We start from the raw sequence: 21,706 nt of genomic DNA on the forward strand, positions 1-21,706 counted from the left end.
CTTGCAGCGTTGTAATCCGCCAAAAAATATGAAGAACACACACTTCCTGATTGCCAAGGAGCAGTCGGATGTTAAGACCCTTTTCCTGGGCGCTTTCATTGCGCACATTGATGGCCGCAAGGCAACTTCGCTCAAAGAATTTTACGAAGAAATTTCAACGGCCATGCATTTTCCCGAACACGACGGGAAAAACCTGGATGCGCTTGACGATTTGCTCAATGATCTGGAATGGATCAAAGAACAAAAGGTCATCATTTACATTGACAACTCCGCTGAATGGCTTGCTAAGGAGAAATCAGAAGAAAAATTGCTTTCTGTGATCGACATTCTGGATGCAACCGCCGAGGACTGGAAATGGATGGATGAAGAGGAAGAAGGCATTCCAAAAAAGGAATTGCAAATCATTTTCCATGATTCGGAACGCATCAGGACATTGCTGGAAGAACAGGAAATTCCTTACTGGGTTCTGAGCTGAGTCACATCGCGTTTCCACTGCACATAACCGGCGACGGCGAGCGCAAGAAAAACAGCATATAATATGGCGGTCAAATGCAGGTCTTTGTAAAAATACATGACCACATAGCATGCGTCCGCAATAATCCATAAGATCCAGTTTTCCAAATATTTACGCGCCATCATCCACTGCCCGATCAGGCTCGCGATCGTTAATGCTGAGTCAGCATAAGTCAGACTTGCATCCGTGAACTTTCCCAATAAAAATCCCCAGGACGCGGTTATAACAAGAAACACAAGTCCGAAAATAGGATACATGCGGGCTGGCGTGCGCGTTACGCTGATCCCGTCATGATTTTTCCCGCCAAATTTCCACATCCACCAGCCGTAAATGCTCGTCAGGAAATAATAGCCCTGCAAACCCGTATCCGCATAAAGTCTGACCTGCCAGAAAACAATCGCGTAAAGCACTGCATTAATGATCCCGAAAAACCATCCCCAGACATTCTGCTGCGTATTCAAATAAACGCAGATCGCCCCGGTGATGAAGCCCAGTATTTCAAGCCACGTGGTGGCAATGCCCGCCAAAGAAATGGTTTGATTGAGCCAATCGGTCATAATTTCATGCTTTCAAGGATTATTCGGCTAAATATATCAGCTACTGTCCGATTAACAATTTTGTAATTTGCCGTATTCTGCGTTTCAAGCTATTTTTGTGACAGAATAACACGGCAGTTTCTTTGGCAAACATTTTGTACCAATCCGTTGTTATATAAAATGCCGGTCAGGGAAAATCCTGAAACGGCTTTTTGCATTTGTATTCACATAGCGAATTACGCTTTATTACTATACATAATTGGAAGTTAAAGACTTACTAACACTGTACAAGGGAGACAGTTACCTTGACGTCCTGAGTACACAAATTGCCTCGAAAGATCCCGAAGCGGCGCATGTTCAGATCAAAGGATTGGTAGGAAGCCTGGATGCGGTTGTGGCTGCATCCGTTCAGGAAAAAAAGAAAGGGCCGGCGGTTTACGTATTGAGCGACAGGGAAGAGGCGGCCTATTTTCAAAACGATTTGCAGAATCTGATCGGTAAAACGGAAGTTTTGTTTTACCCGACTTCCTATAAGCGGCCTTATCATTACGAAGAGGTTGATAATGCCAACGTGCTGATGCGCGGCGAGATTCTTAACAAGCTGAGTGCAAGCAAATCTGTCGCTACGCAAATTGTTACATATCCCGAAGCATTGTTTGAAAAAGTGATTAACAAACGGTCGCTGAAAGCCAACACATTCTCCGTGAAGGTTGGCGAAAAGCTTGATCCTTCGTTTCTGACGGAATTCCTGACAAGTTATGGATTTGAAATCACGGACTTTGTTTTCGAAGCAGGGCAGTTTTCGGTTCGTGGGGGGATATTGGACGTGTTTTCATTCGCCAGCGAGCATCCTTTCCGGATCGAGCTTTTTGGCGATGAAGTTGAAAGCATTCGTTCATTTGACCCCGACACACAGCTTTCGCTAGAAACTGCGAAGCAGATTAACATTGTGCCGGACATTCAGCAAAAGCTCTCGCACGAAACCCGCGAATCGTTTCTCAATTTCTTTGCGCCAGACACCGTTTTGTGGTTTAAAGACGCAGAACTGACTTTGGAAGTGATTGAAAATTGTTTTGAAAAAGCAGAAAAAGCATTGCAGGAAGTGACCGGCGGCGGCATTCAGATCGTTTCCAATCCGCAGGATCTTTTCGAAACGCGCAGGGGATTTTTGAACCAGGTTAAGAAGTTCAAAACTGTTGAATTTGGTAAAAAGGGCTATTTTAAAACAGAAAGCAAGCTTCCATATTCTTCAAAACCACAACCTTCATTTAACAAGGACTTTAAAAGATTGCTGGACGATCTGTCTGATAATCAGGCAAAAGGCTATGTCAACATTATCGTTGCCGAGCAGCCCAAACAGCTCGATCGCCTCGAAAGAATCTTTGAAGATCTTGATCCGTTCGTGAAATTCCGTCCGATGCACATTTCGTTGCGTGAGGGATTTGTAGATGATAATATGAAGGTCGCTTGTTACACGGATCACCAGATCTTCGCCCGTTTTCATAAATATCGGCTCAAAGAAAAATTTAGCAAATCAAAGGCAATCACGCTCAAAGAGCTGAAATCCCTGCATCCCGGCGATTTTGTGACGCACGTGGATTATGGAATTGGACGATTTGCTGGCATGGAGCGGAAGGATGTCAATGGTAAGGAGCAGGAAGCAATCCGGCTTATATATCGGGACAATGATCTGCTTTATGTGAGTGTGCATAACCTGCACAAAATCGCGAAATACACAGGCAAGGAGGGCACACCGCCCGCCATGAGCAAGTTGGGCTCAGGCGAATGGGAAGCCAAAAAATCAAAGGTTAAGAAGCAGCTTAAAGACATTGCGCACGAGCTCATCGCATTGTATGCAAAACGTCGCCAAGCGCCGGGATTCCCGTTTTCGCCCGACAATTATATGCAGGCTGAGCTCGAATCGTCATTCTTATATGAAGATACGCCCGATCAGGCAACGGCGACTGCCAATGTAAAAGAGGATATGGAAAAAGCGCATCCGATGGACCGGCTGGTGTGCGGGGATGTGGGTTTTGGTAAAACTGAAATCGCAATCCGCGCAGCATTCAAGGCAGTTTGTGACAGCAAGCAAGTTGCTGTGCTGGTGCCGACGACCATTTTGGCGATGCAGCATTTCAAGACATTCAGCGAGCGATTGGGCGATTTTCCGGCGAAAGTGGGTTATATCAACCGTTTCAAATCTCCCAAAGAGATCAAGGAAACGCTGAAACAAGCTGAGGAAGGCAAAATTGACATATTAATAGGAACACACCGCATTCTGAATAAGGATGTGAAATTTAAAGATCTGGGTTTGCTGATCGTCGATGAAGAGCAGAAATTTGGTGTAAAAGCGAAGGATCGGTTAAAGGAAATGCGAGTGAATGTGGACGTTTTGACATTGACGGCGACGCCTATTCCAAGAACATTGCATTTCTCACTCATGGGCGCGCGTGACCTTTCGGTTATCGCCACGCCGCCGCCTAACCGTCAGCCGGTTACAACGGAAGTGCATACATTCAGTGAAGAATTTATACGGGATGCAATCAGCTTTGAAGTGCAGCGCGGCGGACAGGTTTTCTTTGTTCACAACCGGGTTAACGACATTGAATCCATTGCCAACATTGTGTTACGCCTCGTTCCTGACGTGCGCATAGGGATCGCGCATGGGCAAATGGACGGTGATAAGTTGGAAAAAGTGATGGTCAATTTCATTGAAGGCGAATATGATGTGCTGGTTTCGACCAACATTATTGAGTCGGGAATTGACATTGCGAATGCGAACACGATCATTATCAATTCGGCGCATATGTTCGGTTTGTCCGACTTGCACCAAATGCGCGGGCGTGTCGGACGTTCCAATCGGAAGGCCTTCTGTTATCTGTTAACCCCTTCTGTGTCAACATTAGCGAGCGATTCTCGGAAGCGTTTGCAGACATTGGAAGAGTTTTCTGAACTTGGAGATGGCTTTAAAGTCGCCATGCGCGATTTGGACATTCGCGGTGCAGGAAACTTGCTGGGTGCTGAGCAGAGCGGTTTTGTGAATGATCTGGGTTATGAATTGTATCACAAAATGCTGGATGAAGCCGTTTCTGAATTGAAAAATAATGAGTTTAAAGACCTGTTCTCGACTGCATTAGGTCTGCCTTCCAAACTGGTTCCGGATTGCCAGATCGAGACGGATTTCGCGACATTGATTCCGGATGATTATGTCAAAAATATTTCAGAAAGATTGTCGTTATATACCCGCCTTGACAATATTTCGACCGAAGAAGAGCTGGCTAAATTTGAACAGGAGATTCTGGACAGATTCGGACCCGTTCCGGCAGAGGTTGGCGATTTGTTGAAAACGGTGCGATTGCGCTGGGAAGCAGAGCTTTTGCACTTCGAAAAATTAACTTTGAAAAGCAATACATTGAAAGGCTACTTCGTTACTTCGCAGAACGACGAATTCTTTCAGTCTCCGAAGTTCGGAATGGTGATTGATTACATTAAACAACATCCCAAGAAAATTGCTTTAAAAGACCAGAAAGGCAAGTTAATGCTCATTTGTGAAGACATTAAAAGCATTGAACAAGCCAGAAAGGTTCTGATGGAGATGACCGGGTCAATGTGACCAATAATTGATTTTTAAAAATAATTTCTTTTCATTTCTTACATTTGCGATTTCGCATACTATAAAAATACCAAACACTTAAGTCACTTTAAAGCAATGATTTGCATGCATAAGATGGGTATCCGGTCGATCGCGTTGATTCTGATTGTGTTATTAGCGGCTACTGCCTGTAGTAAAAAGAAACGACCAACCAGTCTTAAACCTGGTAAAACAAGCTCTAAAACGGGTTTGGCTTACAATGGCAAAGACGGATTTGAGGTTAAACAGTACAAAGCATTGCCAGCAGGCCCCGACCTTGTTTATATAGAGGGTGGCCGGTTTACAATGGGTTCTTTGGAGGAAGAGGTGATGAGCAGACGGGATAATCCAAAACGTACTGTCAGCATCCAATCCTTTTATATGGACCAGACAGAGGTGGCAAACGTCCACTATCTTGAATATCTAAACGCAGTTCAAAGAGATTCATCTGAAGAATTTTACAGTAAAGCATTACCTGATACCAACGTTTGGTACAATGAATTATCATTCAACGATTCATATGTAACCATGTATTTGCGTCACCCAGGATTCCGTTTGTATCCGGTTGTGGGTGTTTCATGGGTTCAGGCAAATGATTATTGCGCTTGGAGAACAGCAGCGGTAAGTCAGGCTAACAATACGGCCGGACAAGCAGCAGCAAGTGGCAAGAAGAAAAAAGGTTTCTCTTTCGGCAAGAAGAAAAAAGATGCAGCGGCAGCAGATGCAGCAGTTGCTACAACAGAAACAGCAGCAGCACCACAACTTAGAATTGAAAGTGGTTACGTAATGCCTCCTTACCGTCTTCCAACAGAAGCAGAATTTGAATACGCAGCGATGGCGATGATTGGAACACAATATTCTGATGAAAACCAGTCGAACCAAAGAATTTATCCATGGGACGGTTCTACAATGCGTCAGCCACGTGGCCGTAAGCAGGGAACAATGCTTGCAAACTTCAAACGTGGTCCAGGTGACTACGCGGGTATTGCTGGTAAATCCAATGACGGAGCGATCATTACACAAGAAATTCGTTCATATCCAGCAAATGACGTTGGCTTGTACGATATGGCTGGAAACGTTAGCGAATGGGTTTATGACGTTTATCGTCCGCTTTCAAACAGTGATGTAAATGACTTGAACTCTTTCCGTCGCGATGGATATCAGGATGAGGCGAAAAACTATGACAGCAAGAATGCTAACTCATTGGTAAGCGACAATTTGAGAGTTTATAAAGGCGGTTCATGGTCAGACGTTGCATATTGGCTTTCACCAGGAACACGTCGCTACATGGATCAGGATTCAGCTACTGCAATGGTTGGTTTCCGTTGCGCGATGATCGCTACGGGAAGTCACAAAGAATAATAGGATTTTAGGATTATAAGATTTTAGGAAGGCGCTGCTCATTGAGCAGCGCCTTTTTTAATGTTCAGCCAGTGCAATGGTTAGAATAGTGAAGGATTCGCAGCCTGCTTGTTTTAATGTTTGGACGCATTCTTCCAATGTGGCGCCGGTTGTTAAAACATCATCTATAATAATGACGCTTTTTTGGTTGATGTTGCCTTTAACCGCAAAGACGCCTTTAACATTTTCCCGCCTTGCAATTTTGCTTTTTCCGGTTTGCGTTGCCGTGTGTTTAATTCTTTCCAAAATAGTTGCTGACCATGGAATGCCGGTTGCGTTTGAGAAGCCTTCCGCCAGCATATCGCTTTGGTTATAGCCTCTTATTTTCTGTTTCTTTTTGTGCAAAGGCACGCTAAGGATCAGTTCCGCATCAGGAAGCATTCCGGCCGCCATCATTTCCTGTCCGAACATAAATCCTAGCAGCAATCCGACTTCCTTATTTCCCTTATACTTCAGAGCATTGCAAGAGCCGCTGGACTTTTCCTTTTTTGGTAAAAAGCAGAAAAGAATGTGTCAATTTCACTTCGGGCACATTGACAAACTTATAGCGAATAACATCCTGCTGTAAACCATCAGGCTGGATTCTGGGCAACGAAACAATGCAGGAAGTGCAGATCGTGGCTTCATTGCCAACAAGCGAGCAACCGCAGGCTTCGCAACATCTTGGGAAAATCAGATCGGTAAAATCACTTAAAAAAATTTTCAGATTCATTATTACAGGTTTTAAAATAACTTTGCACCACATCAAAATCTACCCCGAATGACCACGCTGATCGTAAATGCACAAGTTGTAAATGAGAATGAGATCAATGACTTTGACGTAATAATTGAAAATGGTCACATTCAGCGGATCGGAAAAGATTTACAGCACGTTGCGGCGGACCGGGTCATTGATGCAAAAAGGACAATATCTGATGCCGGGAGTAATCGACGATCAGGTGCATTTCCGGGAGCCTGGATTGACTTATAAGGCCAACATTTACACAGAATCCAAAGCAGCGGTTGCAGGCGGCGTAACGTCGTTCATGGAAATGCCAAATACGGTTCCTAACACACTTACGCAGGAGTTGCTGGCTGATAAATACAAGATTGGAGCGGACACTTCTCTGGCCAACTATTCCTTCTTCATGGGTGCTTCCAATGATAATTATGAGGAAGTGATGAAGACGAATCCCGCAGAAGTTTGCGGGATCAAGATCTTTATGGGGTCTTCAACTGGCAATATGCTCGTGGATGCGCCGGAGGTTTTGGAAAAAATATTTGCAAATGCACCGTGCATCATTGCCACGCACTGTGAGGATGAGCCAACGGTCCGTCAGCGGATGGAGCATTTCAAGGAGAAATACGGTGAGAATGTGAACTACAACATTCACGCATTGATCAGGAATGAAGAAGCTTGTTTGAAATCATCCACATTTGCCAGCGGACTTGCGCATAAGCATGGCACGAAGTTGCATATTCTGCACATTTCCACCGGCGATGAAGTTATCCTTTTTGAGCCGGGAATCCGGAAAAATGGTCAGATTTTGCTCAGTGATGGAAGGCCGAAATTAGTTACGGCCGAGGCCTGCGTGCATCATTTATGGTTTGATGCAGAAGATTATCATACGCTTGGAAACAAAATCAAATGTAACCCGGCAATTAAGGCGCCGCATCATAAGGAAGCGATTTTGCAAGCGGTGCTCGACAACCGTATTGATGTGATTGCAACAGACCATGCGCCGCATACGATTGAAGAAAAAGCACAAGGTTACTGGCAGGCGCCTTCGGGCTTGCCTTTGGTGCAGCATACATTGAATGTAATGCTGGAATTGAATAAAACGGGCAAAATTTCAATAGAAAGAATTGTTGAGAAAATGAGCCACGCCGTTGCTGATTTATTTCAAATCAAGGATAGGGGATACATTCGGGAGGGTTACTGGGCAGATCTGATCCTTGTGGATACGAATGTGCAAACAAGGGTTGAACCCAGTAATATTTATTCAAAATGTGGCTGGTCGCCATTTGAGGGAGTTAATTTCCAGTCTAACGTAACGCACACATTCGTGTCGGGAAACCTGGTTTATGAAAACGGGAAGTTTAATGAAGAAGTGAAAGGACAGCGGTTACATTTTAGCCGCTAAATATTGATAGTAATTCTCGATCACATTCAGGTCTGCTTCGGTCCAGTCCAATGTTGGGAGCTGGCCGGGCGAAAGCCATAAAATTTGCTCGTGCTCGGACAACGTAATGTTGAGTGTTTTGAGCGTGCAAACGAAAGGAACGAGGATAATCTCACGCCAGCCCTGATCTTTTGACGTCTCGGGCAGTTTGTTAAGTATCTCAATTTCAACGTCAAGCTCTTCTTTTATTTCGCGGGCCAGCGCTTCTTCGTCTGTTTCGCCTTTTTCAAGCTTGCCGCCGGGAAACTCCCATTGCAGAGGGAATGATAATGCAGCGCTACGTTGTCCAGCCAGTACTTTTCCATTATGTTCAATCACAGCACAGGGCACTCTCACAACCAATTTTTCGGAAACCAGTACTTCAATCATAGAGGCGGTTAGTAATTTACCGCAAAAATACTACATTGAATGTTAATAAGCGATTAATTCTTAAAACTTCGTGGAGTACAATTTCAGAAAAGCTCCCCCGATCTGTAAGTTGGCAAAATCCCTAAGTGCTTGTAAGCCTTCTCAGTAACTTCTCGCCCGCGCGAAGTCCGCTTCATATATCCTTCCTTGATCAGGAACGGTTCATATACTTCTTCAATCGTCTCCGCTTCCTCGCCGCACGCAGTCGCAATGGTCGAAATGCCGACGGGGCCGCCTTTGAATTTGTTAATGATCGTCGAAAGAATCCGGTTATCCATTTCGTCAAGTCCGTTTTGATCCACGTCCAGGGCCAGCAATGCGATTTCTGCGATTTCAACTGTAACACGTCCGTTGCCTTTCACCTGCGCAAAGTCACGTGTCCGACGCAAAAGATTGTTTGCAATACGCGGGGTTCCGCGGCTTCTGCGAGCGATTTCGAAGGCTGCGTCTTCTTCCAGCGGAGTGCCCAAAATCGCTGCTGAGCGTTTTAAAATTGTCGATAGCAATTGCGCATCATAATATTCCAGACGTGCATTTATTCCAAATCTTGCGCGCAAAGGTGAAGTAAGCATTCCCGCCCGGGTCGTGGCGCCTATTAATGTAAATGGATTTAATCCTATTTGAATGCTTCGGGCATTAGGGCCGCTATCGAGCATAATGTCGATCTTATAATCCTCCATTGCTGAATAAAGATATTCTTCAACAATGGGATTCAGCCGGTGGATTTCGTCGATAAACAAAACGTCATGTTCCTGCAAATTGGTAAGCAAGCCGGCAAGGTCACTCGGTTTGTCAAGAACGGGCCCGGAAGTGATCTTGATTCCTGCTCCTAGTTCGTTGGCGACAATGTTTGATAATGTTGTCTTCCCAAGTCCCGGAGGTCCGTGCAGCAATACGTGATCGAGCGCATCGCCACGCTGACGCGCAGCCTGAACAAAGATTTTGAGGTTTTCAAGAATTTTGTCCTGACCCGTGAAATCGTCAAAAGTTAGCGGGCGCAATGCGCGCTCAATTTCCTTTTCTGTATTGGAAAGATTTTCTTTATCTCCGGACAAATAATCCTGACGCATAATAATCGGCTAAATAAACTTAACCAAAAATACTCGTTTTAATCTGCAAAAAGAAGCTTATCGGATGATCATAACCGAACCGCGCTTCACTGTCGGGGCACGTTCGGGATAGTAAAGTGCTTCGTAAGAGATCAGCATAAGGATATGCTCCCGGCTGCACTTTCTGGCCTTTATAAGTTCCGTCCCAGCGGTCTTCAATGTTGGTAGAAGCGTAAATTACTTCACCCCAGCGGTTATAGATGCGGATGGAGAAATTGGTATAATACGCTCCAAAAATATCCAGCTGCTCATTATGCCCTTCACCATCTGGCGTAAATGCATCCGGGATGAAAAATCTCGGCTCGCAACGATCTACAACTTCGGTGGTTTGCTGTGCAAAGCAACCCTCTTTATTGACGGCGATAACCGTGTAACTTCCCTCTGCGCCAACAGTCACGGTTCGCGTCGTGTCGCCGGAATGCGGCCATTCGTAAGATTGGACTCCCTGTCCGTTTGCATCCAGAATAACGGATTGACCATCCGGAATGCAAATCGCATATTCAGGCAAGAGATTCAGGATCGGTGAAGGCCGCTCGCCAACCTGAATGGTGTCCGAGTTGTAGCAATCATTGCGGTCTTTTACGATTACAAAATAAGATCCTGGCTGGCCAACTGTGATGTCCCTGGTGTCTTCGCCGGTGCTCCAGTTGAACTCAATCCATCTTTCGCTTGGCACGGTGAGAACGATTGAACTGTCGCGGCATAATGTTGTGTCCGGTCCAATGCTCACTGCCGGCGGGCGGCGTAAGGTGATTTCAATCGTGTCGGCAGAGAAACATTCACCTTGCGGACCGTTGAATGCAACGGCAATGTAACGGCCTGTTGCAGTTGCATTATAAGTTTTTCCACGTCCTACAACCCTTCCACGGTTGATCCACGCATAAACCTCGGCTTGCACATCCATATCCAAAGGAACAAAATGCACCGCAGGTATCTTTATCTGCACCCAGATTAATTGGTGGAGGTGTTTCGAAAATCACGACTTCCTGAACAATTGTAGTGTCTTTACATTTGTTGAGTCGCACGCATACGCACCATGTAAGTGCCAGGCTTTGTATAGGTGTAAGTCGCTTTTTGTTCTTTTGAAGGCGCTGTAAAGCTGCCGTCTCCAAGGAAATCCCATTGATAAGTGTCTTCAATCGGGTCGCAAATAGGGCTGGCTTCGAATGTTGTAGGTTCATTTGTACAAAAACCACTTGCTTCAAAACCAGGACCGGATGATTCCTGCGTGAAATCCTGAACCATGTTTGGCAAACCTAACTGACTTTTTTTGCCGCCCAAACTCACACCATCGCGCTCATATTCAACGCCCGTAAGCGAATTTCCTTCGGGTTCGCCAATGACGGCCAGATAGTCACTGCCTTCAATCGCCATGTAAATCCGGCCATCCGGTCCAAATTGTAGTGCTCCAAACTTTCGGTTAGCAGAACTGTCAATGGTTATTGCTGTTTCGGTAAGCAAACTGTCGGGCAATGTAAGGTCGTATTGTTTTAAATAAGAGCTGGTGCCGTTTTCGCCCGAAAATGAAATGTACATTTTCTCCCCGGTGGGAGAAAATTCAATTCCATAAGCTGTGGGCGGCGCGGCTCCCAAATCCACGGTTTTATCATAGGTTAATGTGCCCGTTGAATCATTGAAACTGAATAATTCAACATAATTTTTTGGAGGGCCCGGAATGATCACCGCCAGTCTGCGCTGTCCGGTGGCACTGTCGGGGGAAAGAGAATTTCATATAACCTTCCGCTTTTCCCAGGCTGTCGTGCTTCATGCCCAATTCAGGAGCGCTGCTTTCTACCAATCCGCCGGTTGTTGCGTGGAAAATGCGGAATTTGTTGGTGCCGTAATCGTGAGAAATCACCCAGTAAGTGCTGTCGCGGTCATTACGGGCAGACACTATACGTTCGGTCGTAGGCTCCTGCAATAATGTATTGGTTTCAATGATCGCGCCTAGGCCATTGTTCCGGCGCATATCCACAACGCTTTTGGTCAGCAGCTTTTCGCCATTGATATCGGAAGTTGTAAACACGTTGAACAAATATTCGCAACCCTTACAAGTAGGCTGAGGCACAATGAGAACGGATTGCGTGGAATTCGGGCTTCCTTTCAGCGGCGGACAATTGGGCTGTTCAAAACAGGGCATCGGGTCGCCATTCTTATTCCAGACCGTTATCCCGTCAGAATAAAACAGTAATTGACCTTTGGAATTGGCTATGGATGAGGTTCCTTCTGGTGTATTAAGCTTTCCGTCGGTGATCGGCGTGGGCGGCGTATTAGAAAAATCCAGACCTGCATTTCCACCAAAAAACCATTTCGCTCCTTCCTGATTCGCAGGCTCCATACAGATCTTCACATTGATCCGATCCTGGATTTTACATCCATTTGGCAAGATAACTTCCACGGAATAACAGCCTGAACTATCGACATTTAAGGTTTGCGTCGTGTCGCCTTTGGGATACCACACAAATCTTGCCCCGTCCGGCGCGCCGTTTGGGTAAGGATCAAGGATTAATGTATCGCCGGGACAAATCGTTGTATCCGTTTTCCACTCCTGAAAGGCAGGAGGCAATTCACCGATTTGCACAACCTGAGAAACCGTTTGCTGCGAGCCACCTCTCAATGTTCTTAAAAGTGTAACTGTATAAGAGCCAGGCGCCATGTAAGAATGTTGCGCAATGCGCCGTGTATCAGTTGCAGCACCTTCTCCAAAGCTCCACTGCCACGCAATGGCCGTGCGGAGCGTATCGCTAAATGTGGTCGAGTCCGCTTCGCAATCCGGGTTTTGCATACATTGCCCATCCACCACGAAGCCTTGAGCGTGCGCGCACACTGTGGTCAGCAGTATCAGAAAAAATGTTGAATAAAATATTTGTTGATACTTATTATAAAATCGCCCCATGTTTCGTTACTAGTTCAAACACCCCACGCCACCACAATTAATATTCGGATTACCTGACATTACTAACGAAAATAAAATGTTAAAATTTTGTGCGGTAATGTCGTAAAAACCACTCTAATTTGAATATTAATACGCAATTTGAAGATATTTTGTGAATTTAATTTTGTATTTTTTTCGAGCTTGTTTTTCCACCGCAGATAATAATTGCGGCAATAAGAAATATATATGACAAAGCGTTTACTTCTCCTTTTTGTACTGACACTGCTTTCCCTGAAAGGTTGGAGCCAGGACCCGCAGTTTTCCCAATTTTATGCCAATCCACTCTATCTGAACCCCGCTTTGGCTGGTGGTGCGCTCGCGCCGCGTGCGACGATCAATTACAGAAACCAGTGGCCATCATTATCCGCTAATTTTGTTACAACTTCCATTGGTGCAGACGTTTTTCTGCCTAATTATAACAGCGGATTGGGCGTTTTGGTAACAATGGACAGCCAGGGTTTGGGTAACCTCAAATCGACTGACATTGCACTTCAATATTCTTATCAGATCCAGTTGAATGACGTTACTTCGCTCCGTTTGGGAATCCAGGGCGGATTTGCTTCCAGAAAACTCGATTATTTTGGACTGACATTTGGTGATCAATATAACAACGGCGGTCTCACAGGCACGCCTTCCGAAGATCCGTTTGCGCAAGGCGGCCCTAATGTGAATTATGCCGATTTCGGTTCGGGGTTAATGCTTTATTCGGATTGGTATTGGGCTGGAATTTCGGCGCACCATTTAAATCGTCCTAATCAGGCATTCTCGTCCGTTTCAGAAGCAAGGTTGCCTGTTAAGACCAGTTTTCAGGCGGGTTTAAGAATTCCTTTTGCAGGTTATACATTTCTGGGGAATGAAATTGACAAAGAAAAGACGATTTCACCGGCCATTATGTATAAAAAACAAGGCAAATACGATCAGTTTGACGCAGGACTTTACGCAACGATCGAACCGCTCGTTTTGGGCGTTTGGTATCGGGGAATTCCTTTCAAAAAATACGAGCAAAACATCAATAACCATGAATCGCTGGTTTTTCTGGCCGGTTATCGCCAGGATAAATTCTCGATCGGCTACAGTTACGACCTTACCATTTCTACACTGGGTGCAAGCAGCGGCGGAGCGCACGAAATATCGCTTTCCTATGTTTTTGACCCGATTGAATCCAAACCGAGACGAAGCAAAAGCAGCAAAAGACAGCTTTCGTGTCCGAAATTTTGATTCGGTTTTCGTATAAAAATTAAATCTTCTGATGGTGATTTAGGGTAGAGCAAAAGAAGCGTCGTCTTTTTTGTCTACAATAATCACCATTTTAATTTTTATAAGTTGTCATGAACAACCGTTTCAAATTCCAAACCTTATTACTCGTATTTATGGCTGTAGCGTTCGCAGCCGTTGCCGCTCCCCCGAAAAGAGAATTTTACGAAATCAAAATTTATCAACTCAAAAACGCCGATCAGGAAGCCAGAGTTGAAGCGTATTTGAAAGACGCTTACATTCCGGCTATGCACCGCGCCGGGATCAAGAATGTGGGTGTTTTCAAGCCTGTTGCCTCTGATACAATGGCTGGAAAGCAGATTTACGTTTTCACGCCCTTGAAATCTTTGGAACAATTGCTGGATATGCCAAAAACATTGGCAAAAGATGCGGCTTACGCTTCTGCTGGCAAAGACTACATTGATGCAGAATACAAAAATGCCCCTTACGCCCGCTATGAAACGATTGTCTTGCAAGCATTTACCGGCATGCCGATGCACAAAAAGCCAGCATTAACCGGCTCGAAGTCGGAGCGAGTTTATGAATTGCGCAGCTACGAAGGCCACACGGAGAAAATTTATCAGAACAAAGTTAAAATGTTCAACGACGGTGGTGAAGTTCCTCTTTTTGAGCGCCTTGGCTTCAATGCAGTATTTTATGCAGAAGTGATCGCAGGCAGTCATCAGCCTAATTTAATGTACATGACCACTTTCGACAATAAAGCTTCCCGTGACGAGCATTGGAAAGCATTCGGTGCTGATGCAGAATGGAATAAATTGAAAGTGAACCCTGAATATCAGAACAATGTGTCCAAAAACACGAGCTTCTATTTAACGCCAACCGATTACTCAGATATTTAATCCCGATCGAATGAAAGCTGCTGTCATTAAGAACCTTCACGAGCCTTTGGTCATTGAAGAAGTTGAAAAACCAATTGCTGGTCCTGGCGAAGTGATTGTTCAGTTGAAAGCAGCTTCATTAAATCACCGCGACGTCTGGATCCAGAAAGGACTTTATCCCAAAATCACCACGCCCATCATTCCCGGTTCGGACGGGGCGGGTATTGTTAGTGAAATTGGTGAAGGCGTGGATTCGGCGTGGTTGGGCAAGGAAGTGATCATTAATCCGTCTCAAAACTGGGGCGATAATCCTGACTTTTACGGAGCAGATCACAAAATATTAGGTTTGCCGGATAACGGGACTTTTGCGGAATTTGTGAAAGTAGAAGCCCGTTATCTGGTTCAAAAACCAGCTTATCTCTCATTTGAACAAGCTGCCACATTGCCGCTTGGCGCATTAACGGCCTGGCGCGCACTGCACACCCGTGCTAAATGGCAGCCGGGTGATAAGGTTTTGGTGACCGGTGCGGGCGGAGGCGTTGCTTTGTTCGTGATCCAATTTGCCATTGCGGCCGGTGCGGAAGTTTGGGTTACATCCGGCTCAGATCAGAAAATCCAGCAAGCCATTGAAATGGGTGCTAAGGGCGGGGTTAACTATAAAAATCCAACGTGGTTTCGTGATTTGCTCGTAAAAGCACGCGGTCCGAAATTGGGTTATTTCAATGTTATTATCGATAGCGCCGGTGGTCCGGGATTCGCTAAGTTAACTGACATTGCAGCTCCTGGTGCAAGAATTTGCTTCTATGGCGGCGGAACGGGCAACATTACCGACATTGTTCCGGCCAAAGTATTTTTCAAACAACTCAACATTATCGGAACCACCATGGGCACCGAGTCGGAGTTTCAGGAAATGATCAGATTTGTTGAGGAAAAGGAGATTATGCCCATCATTGACACCCAATTTTCACTCGACGAAGCTGAAAAAGCATTGCGTCTGATGGATTCGGGACAGCAGTTTGGGAAAATTGTTTTGAAAATCTAGCTCCTATTCTGCGCGACGTCTTATTTCTGCATAGATTCAATTGCGCCCCGAACGCTTCCATATTGAGTCAGCAATTTTTCAGCCTCGGCAGCATCCACATTCAGTTCGTCAATAATCATTTGCTGTGCACGATTGACCAGTTTTTCATTGGTAAGCTGCATATCAATCATTTTATTGCCCTTCACTTTGCCCAAACGGATCATCACAGCCGTTGAGATCATGTTAAGGACCAGTTTCTGAGCGGTTCCGGATTTCATTCTAGTGCTTCCTGTCAAAAATTCAGGTCCTACGACCACTTCTACGGGAAATGCTGCGGCTTTTGCGACGGGTGAGCCGTCATTGCAAACCACGCATCCGGTCAGCAAACCAACTTTTTGCGCTTCATTCAATCCACCAATCACATAAGGCGTGCGTCCCGATGCAGCTATGCCTATTAATGTGTCGTTTTCGTTGGGTTCAAAAGGTTGCAAGTCAATCCAGGCCTGATTCCAGTCATCCTCCGCATTTTCCACGGCTTTTCTAATCGCAGTATCGCCCCCAGCAATAATCCCGACCACCAAATCAAACGGAACGCCAAATGTAGGAGGGCATTCCGAAGCATCCACAACGCCCAATCGCCCGCTCGTGCCTGCGCCAATGTAAAACAGCCGACCGCCTTTCTGCATCCGGGGAACGATTTGAGAAACCAGCGCATCGATTTGAGGGATAGCCTTTTCAACGGCGTTTGGGACAGTTTTATCTTCCTTATTTATAGAAAACAAAATGTCCTGAACACTCATTTTTTCAAGATCATTGTAGTTGGAAGACGATTCAGTGGTTAGCATTTGATTTGTGTTTTGGATGGATCAAAATTAAATATTTTCCTGAGACGATCCTGCACAGAACATTAATTTGGTATTTATCTCAGAATATCTTCAAAAAAAGGCTTGAATGTTTGGAAAATAAAAAGATACCCTTCTAATTTGTAACACAAACAATGAATCAGCGAAATTTCGCTAGACATAATAGTTACGCTAATGAAATTCATTTTAATCGTCCCGGTTCTAATTCTAGTCACGCGATTTGCGTGAGTGAGGACGATTGCATAAAACCTGGCACCTCACTCACCCGCTGATTGAGGTGTTTTTATTTACAACATATTCACCATGTCGACAGAACTTAACAGATTTTCAAAAACCCTGACCCAAGAAGTTACCAATCCGGCAGCGCAGGCGATGCTTTACGGGATTGGCTTGAAAGAAGAAGATTTTCAAAACCACAAATCGGCATTGCCAGCACAGGTTACGAGGGAAATCCTTGTAATATGCACTTAAACGGACTTTCTGTTTACGTGAAACAAGGCGTGACGGCCAATGAAATGGTGGGTTTGATCTTTAACACAATTGGTGTTTCGGACGGGATGACCAACGGAAACGACGGAATGCGTTACTCTTTGCCTAGCCGCGACATTATCGCAGATTCGATTGAAACAGTGGTTTCTGCGCAATGGTATGACGGCGTGATTGCGGTTGTGGGTTGTGATAAAAACATGCCGGGAGCAGTGATGGCGATGGCCCGTATCGATCGCCCTGCGATTATGGTTTATGGCGGAACAATCCGTTCAGGACATTATAAAGGACAAAAACTGGATATCGTTTCTGCATTTGAGGCGCTTGGAAAGAAGTTTGCCAACAACATTTCAGACGAAGATTTCAAAGGCGTTATACAAAATTCAATTCCCGGTCAGGGCGCTTGCGGCGGCATGTACACGGCGAACACGATGGCGGCTTCGATTGAGGCGATGGGAATGAGCTTGCCATTCAGCAGCTCTTATCCGGCGACGCACGAAGGCAAGCAGGAAGAATGCAAGAAAATCGGCGCGGCGATGAAAAAGCTTTTGGAACTGAACATTACTCCGAAAGAAATCATTACCAAAAAGTCCCTTGAAAACGCATTAACCGTTGTTATGGCGCTAGGCGGTTCTACAAATGCAGCATTGCACTTCTTAGCAATCGCGCGTTCAGCAGGACTATGGTTGACATTGGACGACATTCAGGCGATTTCAGATCGCACCCCATTTATTGCGGATTTGAAGCCTAGCGGTAAATATTATATGGAAGATATTCTGGAAATCGGTGGCGTGCCTGCGATCACAAAATATTTGTATTCCAAAGGCTTAATCCACGGAGATTGCATTACAGTAACCGGTAAAACAGTTGCTGAAAACCTTGCCGAGGCTCCTGATCTAAATTTTGACACACAAAAAATGGTTTTTCCTTTGGAGCAAGCCATTAAATCAAGCGGTCACATTCAGATCATGTATGGTAACCTGACGCCAACGGGCGCGGTTGCGAAAATTACAGGAAAAGAAGGGATGACTTTCGACGGCGAAGCAAAGGTTTGCGAGCACGAATCGGAGATCATCACCATGCTTTCAAAAGGTGAAATCAAAGAAGGACACGTGGTTGTGATCCGTAATGCTGGCCCAAAAGGCGGTCCGGGCATGTCGGAAATGTTGAAACCAACTTCCGCTGTAATGGGAGCAGGACTAGGAGACAAGATCGCGTTGATCACTGACGGCCGTTTTTCTGGCGGAACGCACGGATTTGTAGTAGGCCACATTACACCCGAAGCATTCGACGGAGGCCCGATCGCCCTGGTAAAAGACGGTGACCGCATCTCTATCGACGCCAACACACGTCAGCTGACATTGCACATTTCGGACGAAGAAATGGCAGCCCGCAAAGCGGCTTGGGTACAACCCGCACCAAAGTTCACAAAAGGAATGCTGGGCAGATACATCAGAACCGTAAAATCAGCCGCCGAAGGCTGCGTAACGGACGAAGCGTAAACGTGTTAGCTTATGGAAAGCGAATTTAAATTAGACAGGACAGCATTTCACGGAGGATCTCATCAGGAAACTGAAAAGTATTATGCTAAAAATCAGCCAAAAACTTCGAAAGAGAGGTTACAAGCTGCGAATTATCTGAATAGTGTCGCTTTTCAGTTTGATATAAACAATCCGCCGAGATTGGACAGAACGGCCTTCTCTATGCGGAAACACACATTATAATGGCAAATATCTTCAATGGTGATTTTCAGGATTTTTTGAAATCATTAAATGAAAGTGAGGTCGAATACATATTGGTGGGAGGTTACTCAGTAATCCTTCACGGTTATTCGAGAACCACTGGTGATATGGATATTTGGGTTAATAAAACAAAAGAGAACTATTCGAGAATAGCGAAGGCATTCGGGACATTTGGAATGCCGATGTTCGATATGATCGAAGACAATTTCTTATCAAACCCAAAATTTGATGTCTTCACTTTCGGAAGAGCGCCGGTTTCGATAGACATTATTACCAATTTGAAAGGCCTGGAATTCAATTATGCCTTTCAAAATGCGTCGGATCACATTGTAGATGATTTAACAATCAGATTGATCCATTATAAAGATCTGATTACAGCGAAAAAGGCCGCCGGAAGGCCGCGAGATATAAATGACATTGAAAATCTTGAAAATTCATCCGACTAAATAAATAGAGGAGTCATGGGATTTAATGAAAATCAAACACAAACAATGCAGGTGATCGAGCCGGTGGCTTCGATTGCTAAGCCGGAGTTGATCAATGGTTCACATGCCGTGATCCAGTCGCTGATTGCCGAAGGGGTTGAGACCATTTTCGGTTATCCGGGTGGGGCGATCATGCCGGTGTATGACGCGATTTATGATTATCAGGATCAGGTTAACCACATTCTGGTGCGTCATGAGCAAGGTGCAGCGCATGCGGCAGAAGGTTTCGCTCGCATTACGGGTGAAGTGGGCGTGTGCCTCGTAACTTCCGGCCCAGGAGCAACAAACCTCGTAACTGGGATTGCTGATGCGATAATCGACTCAACGCCAATGGTTTGCATTGTTGGTCAGGTGGCTTCTCATTTGCTGGGAACGGATGCATTCCAGGAAACGGACGTGATGGGCGTTACCATTCCAATCACGAAATGGAACTACCAGATTACCAATGCGGATGAAGTTCCTGAGATTATTGCAAAAGCATTTTATATAGCAAAATCCGGTCGTCCGGGACCTGTCCTGATCGACATTACAAAGGATGCGCAGCAGAAATTGATGACGCGGCCATTTATTCATAAAAAATGTGAAAAACTGGTTAGCTATCACCCGCGCTTGTCTCCGAAAGATGAACAAGTCGCAGCGGCTGCCAAACTGATTAATCAGGCAAAACGCCCGTTCCTGTTTTTCGGACATGGCGTGCAGATCGCTAATGCAGAAGCGGAATTGATCCAATTCATTGAAAAAACAGACATTCCTGCGGCTTCAACATTACTCGGCCTTTCTTCTGTTTCTTGCGACCATCCTAATTATGTGGGCTGGCTTGGAATGCATGGAAATTATGGGACTAATGTCCTTACCAACCAGTGTGACGTCATTATTGCAGTCGGAATGCGCTTCGATGACCGCGTTACGGGTGATTTGAGCCGTTACGCGAAGCAGGCGAAGGTCGTTCACATTGAAATTGACCCGGCGGAAATTGACAAGATCGTTAAAGCGGACGCACCGGTTGTAGGTGATGCCAAAAGGGCGCTTGAAATGTTGCTTCCATTGGTTAAGGAAAATAACCACGAAGCATGGCGTGAGGAATTTAAAAGATACGATGCGATTGAGGATCAGAAGATTACGCAGCCAGAACTTGCTCCGACGACGGAAAAGATCAAAATGGCTGAGGTGATCCGCACGCTTTCCGATAAAACAAAAGGCGAAGCGGTGATTGTAGCGGATGTGGGTCAGCACCAGATGATGACTGCGCGTTATTATCAGTTCAAAAAAGCAAACTCTTTCATTACTTCCGGTGGATTAGGAACAATGGGTTTTGCATTGCCTGCATCTTTTGGAGCGAAAGTTGGAGCGCCTGATCGTGAGGTTGTTGCGATCATTGGTGACGGTTGTTTTCAAATGACTATCCAGGAATTGGGAACCATTGCACAAAGCGGTTTGCCGGTTAAGATCATTATTTTGAATAACAACTTCCTTGGAATGGTGCGTCAGTGGCAACAGCTTTTCCACCAGAAACGCTATTCATTTGTGGAACTTCAAAATCCTGATTTCATCACCATAGCAAAAGGGTTTGGCATCGACGGACACACTTGCGGCGCGAGGGAGAATTTGAATGATTCGCTGGATAAAATGCTGGCTTCCGACAAGCCTTATTTGTTGGAAGTTTTGGTAGAAAAAGAAGAAAATGTGTTCCCAATGGTTCCAACCGGAGCTTGCGTGGCAGATATCAGATTGGAATAATATAGACATTAATTGATCATGACAACATACACCATTTGTGTTTTTACAGAAAATACGATTGGTATTCTGAACAAGATTACCACCATTCTGACACGCAGACGCATTAATATTGATAGTCTTACGGTTTCCGAAACGGAACGTAAGGGTATTTCAAGGTTTACCATCGTCATTCGCCATGAATCGCGCGATGCAGTTGAAAAACTCGTCCGCCAGATCCGTAAAGTGATTGAAGTGCTGGCTGTTTTTGGTTATCTCAATGACGATATCGCTTATAATGAGATCGCATTGTTTAAAATTTCAACGCCAATCGGTGCAAAACCGCTTGACATTGAGACCATTAATAAAACTTATAAAGCCTGGGTCGTTTACTGGCATCTGACTTATGTAATTATCCAGAAAACGGGTACGGAAGAAGAAATCTTTGAATTCTTTGATTATATCAAACCACACGAAATCCTTGAATTTGTAAGATCAGGACGTGTTGCGGTTAGTAAATCGCCTCAGACGCTGGTCGATTACCTTCCTGAGGCTGAGTGGGAGTATTATCAGTAACCGGTCAACTTTACCTAATATTGTTTTTAAA

General features: G+C 45.1%; 18 protein-coding genes and 2 pseudogenes. 11 read left to right on the forward strand and 9 right to left on the reverse strand.

Going from position 1 to position 21,706, the window contains the following annotated elements:
- Window positions 1-28 precede the first annotated feature (28 nt).
- The gene (locus AC0IYG_RS29630; protein WP_471714653.1) at window positions 29-475 is read left to right on the forward strand and encodes a barstar family protein; all 447 of its coding nucleotides are present in this window, start codon (window positions 29-31) and stop codon (window positions 473-475) included.
- Here AC0IYG_RS29630 and pnuC read toward each other — a convergent pair.
- The gene (pnuC, locus tag AC0IYG_RS29635; RefSeq protein ID WP_471714654.1) at window positions 457-1,071 is read right to left on the reverse strand and encodes a nicotinamide riboside transporter PnuC; all 615 of its coding nucleotides are present in this window, start codon (window positions 1,069-1,071) and stop codon (window positions 457-459) included. The genes AC0IYG_RS29630 and pnuC overlap by 19 nt on opposite strands.
- A 238-nt stretch (window positions 1,072-1,309) precedes the next feature.
- Here pnuC and mfd point away from each other — a divergent pair, with 238 nt between their 5' ends.
- Window positions 1,310-4,663, forward strand: a complete 3,354-nt coding sequence (gene mfd, locus AC0IYG_RS29640; RefSeq protein ID WP_471714655.1) for a transcription-repair coupling factor — start codon at window positions 1,310-1,312, stop codon at window positions 4,661-4,663.
- Window positions 4,664-4,768: 105 nt separating this feature from the next.
- Window positions 4,769-6,043 (forward strand): SUMF1/EgtB/PvdO family nonheme iron enzyme, encoded by a 1,275-nt coding sequence (locus AC0IYG_RS29645; RefSeq protein ID WP_471714656.1) that lies wholly within the window; start codon window positions 4,769-4,771, stop codon window positions 6,041-6,043.
- A gap of 57 nt (window positions 6,044-6,100) precedes the next feature.
- On the opposite strand, the gene AC0IYG_RS29650 is transcribed toward AC0IYG_RS29645, so the two are convergent.
- Both AC0IYG_RS29650 and AC0IYG_RS29655 read right to left on the reverse strand, forming a co-directional pair.
- Window positions 6,101-6,508 (reverse strand): ComF family protein, encoded by a 408-nt coding sequence (locus tag AC0IYG_RS29650; RefSeq protein WP_471714657.1) that lies wholly within the window; start codon window positions 6,506-6,508, stop codon window positions 6,101-6,103.
- 19 nt (window positions 6,509-6,527) lie between these two features.
- A complete protein-coding gene (locus AC0IYG_RS29655; RefSeq protein ID WP_471714658.1) occupies window positions 6,528-6,794 on the reverse strand; it encodes a hypothetical protein in 267 nt (88 codons plus the stop codon).
- 48 nt (window positions 6,795-6,842) lie between these two features.
- On the opposite strand from AC0IYG_RS29655, the pseudogene AC0IYG_RS29660 reads away from it, so the two are divergent.
- A pseudogene (locus AC0IYG_RS29660) lies at window positions 6,843-8,205 on the forward strand (dihydroorotase).
- On the opposite strand, the gene AC0IYG_RS29665 reads toward AC0IYG_RS29660, so the two are convergent.
- The 5 genes from AC0IYG_RS29665 to AC0IYG_RS29685 form a co-directional block, all read right to left on the reverse strand.
- Entirely contained in the window at window positions 8,188-8,613 is a 426-nt protein-coding gene (locus AC0IYG_RS29665) for a (deoxy)nucleoside triphosphate pyrophosphohydrolase (protein WP_471714659.1), read from the reverse strand. The pseudogene AC0IYG_RS29660 and the gene AC0IYG_RS29665 overlap by 18 nt on opposite strands.
- An 83-nt stretch (window positions 8,614-8,696) precedes the next feature.
- On the reverse strand, window positions 8,697-9,722 hold the full coding sequence (ruvB, locus tag AC0IYG_RS29670; RefSeq protein WP_471714660.1) for a Holliday junction branch migration DNA helicase RuvB: 1,026 nt from the start codon (window positions 9,720-9,722) through the stop codon (window positions 8,697-8,699).
- A gap of 19 nt (window positions 9,723-9,741) precedes the next feature.
- A complete protein-coding gene (locus AC0IYG_RS29675) occupies window positions 9,742-10,707 on the reverse strand; it encodes a T9SS type B sorting domain-containing protein (RefSeq protein WP_471714661.1) in 966 nt (321 codons plus the stop codon).
- Between the two features lie 59 nt (window positions 10,708-10,766).
- Window positions 10,767-11,444: a PKD domain-containing protein gene (locus AC0IYG_RS29680; protein ID WP_471714662.1), complete on the reverse strand. Its 678-nt coding sequence runs from the start codon at window positions 11,442-11,444 to the stop codon at window positions 10,767-10,769.
- A complete protein-coding gene (locus AC0IYG_RS29685) occupies window positions 11,410-12,588 on the reverse strand; it encodes a PKD domain-containing protein (protein WP_471714663.1) in 1,179 nt (392 codons plus the stop codon). Before AC0IYG_RS29685 ends, AC0IYG_RS29680 begins: the two co-directional genes overlap by 35 nt.
- 294 nt (window positions 12,589-12,882) lie before the next feature.
- On the opposite strand from AC0IYG_RS29685, the gene AC0IYG_RS29690 reads away from it, so the two are divergent.
- The 3 genes from AC0IYG_RS29690 (at window position 12,883) to AC0IYG_RS29700 (ending at window position 15,831) form a co-directional block, all read left to right on the forward strand.
- On the forward strand, window positions 12,883-13,914 hold the full coding sequence (locus AC0IYG_RS29690; RefSeq protein WP_471714664.1) for a PorP/SprF family type IX secretion system membrane protein: 1,032 nt from the start codon (window positions 12,883-12,885) through the stop codon (window positions 13,912-13,914).
- 152 nt (window positions 13,915-14,066) lie between these two features.
- On the forward strand, window positions 14,067-14,810 hold the full coding sequence (locus AC0IYG_RS29695; protein WP_471714665.1) for an NIPSNAP family protein: 744 nt from the start codon (window positions 14,067-14,069) through the stop codon (window positions 14,808-14,810).
- A gap of 10 nt (window positions 14,811-14,820) precedes the next feature.
- Window positions 14,821-15,831: a zinc-binding dehydrogenase gene (locus AC0IYG_RS29700; protein WP_471714666.1), complete on the forward strand. Its 1,011-nt coding sequence runs from the start codon at window positions 14,821-14,823 to the stop codon at window positions 15,829-15,831.
- A gap of 20 nt (window positions 15,832-15,851) precedes the next feature.
- Here the strand turns inward: AC0IYG_RS29700 and murQ are convergent, their stop codons facing one another.
- Window positions 15,852-16,655 carry an N-acetylmuramic acid 6-phosphate etherase gene (murQ, locus tag AC0IYG_RS29705; protein ID WP_471714667.1) on the reverse strand — a complete coding sequence of 268 codons (804 nt, stop codon included), beginning with the start codon at window positions 16,653-16,655 and terminating at the stop codon, window positions 15,852-15,854.
- Between the two features lie 321 nt (window positions 16,656-16,976).
- Here murQ and ilvD point away from each other — a divergent pair.
- The 4 genes and pseudogenes from ilvD (at window position 16,977) to ilvN (ending at window position 21,675) form a co-directional block, all read left to right on the forward strand.
- Window positions 16,977-18,661: pseudogene (gene ilvD, locus AC0IYG_RS29710) on the forward strand (dihydroxy-acid dehydratase).
- A 221-nt stretch (window positions 18,662-18,882) separates the two neighbouring features.
- Complete coding sequence (locus AC0IYG_RS29715) at window positions 18,883-19,347, forward strand: nucleotidyltransferase (RefSeq protein ID WP_471714668.1); 465 nt, start codon at window positions 18,883-18,885, stop codon at window positions 19,345-19,347.
- A gap of 15 nt (window positions 19,348-19,362) precedes the next feature.
- Window positions 19,363-21,123, forward strand: a complete 1,761-nt coding sequence (gene ilvB / locus AC0IYG_RS29720; protein WP_471714669.1) for a biosynthetic-type acetolactate synthase large subunit — start codon at window positions 19,363-19,365, stop codon at window positions 21,121-21,123.
- Between the two features lie 18 nt (window positions 21,124-21,141).
- Window positions 21,142-21,675, forward strand: a complete 534-nt coding sequence (gene ilvN / locus AC0IYG_RS29725) for an acetolactate synthase small subunit (RefSeq protein WP_026631940.1) — start codon at window positions 21,142-21,144, stop codon at window positions 21,673-21,675.
- Window positions 21,676-21,706: the final 31 nt, after the last annotated feature.

Source organism: Dyadobacter sp. AC419 (assembly GCF_979253085.1).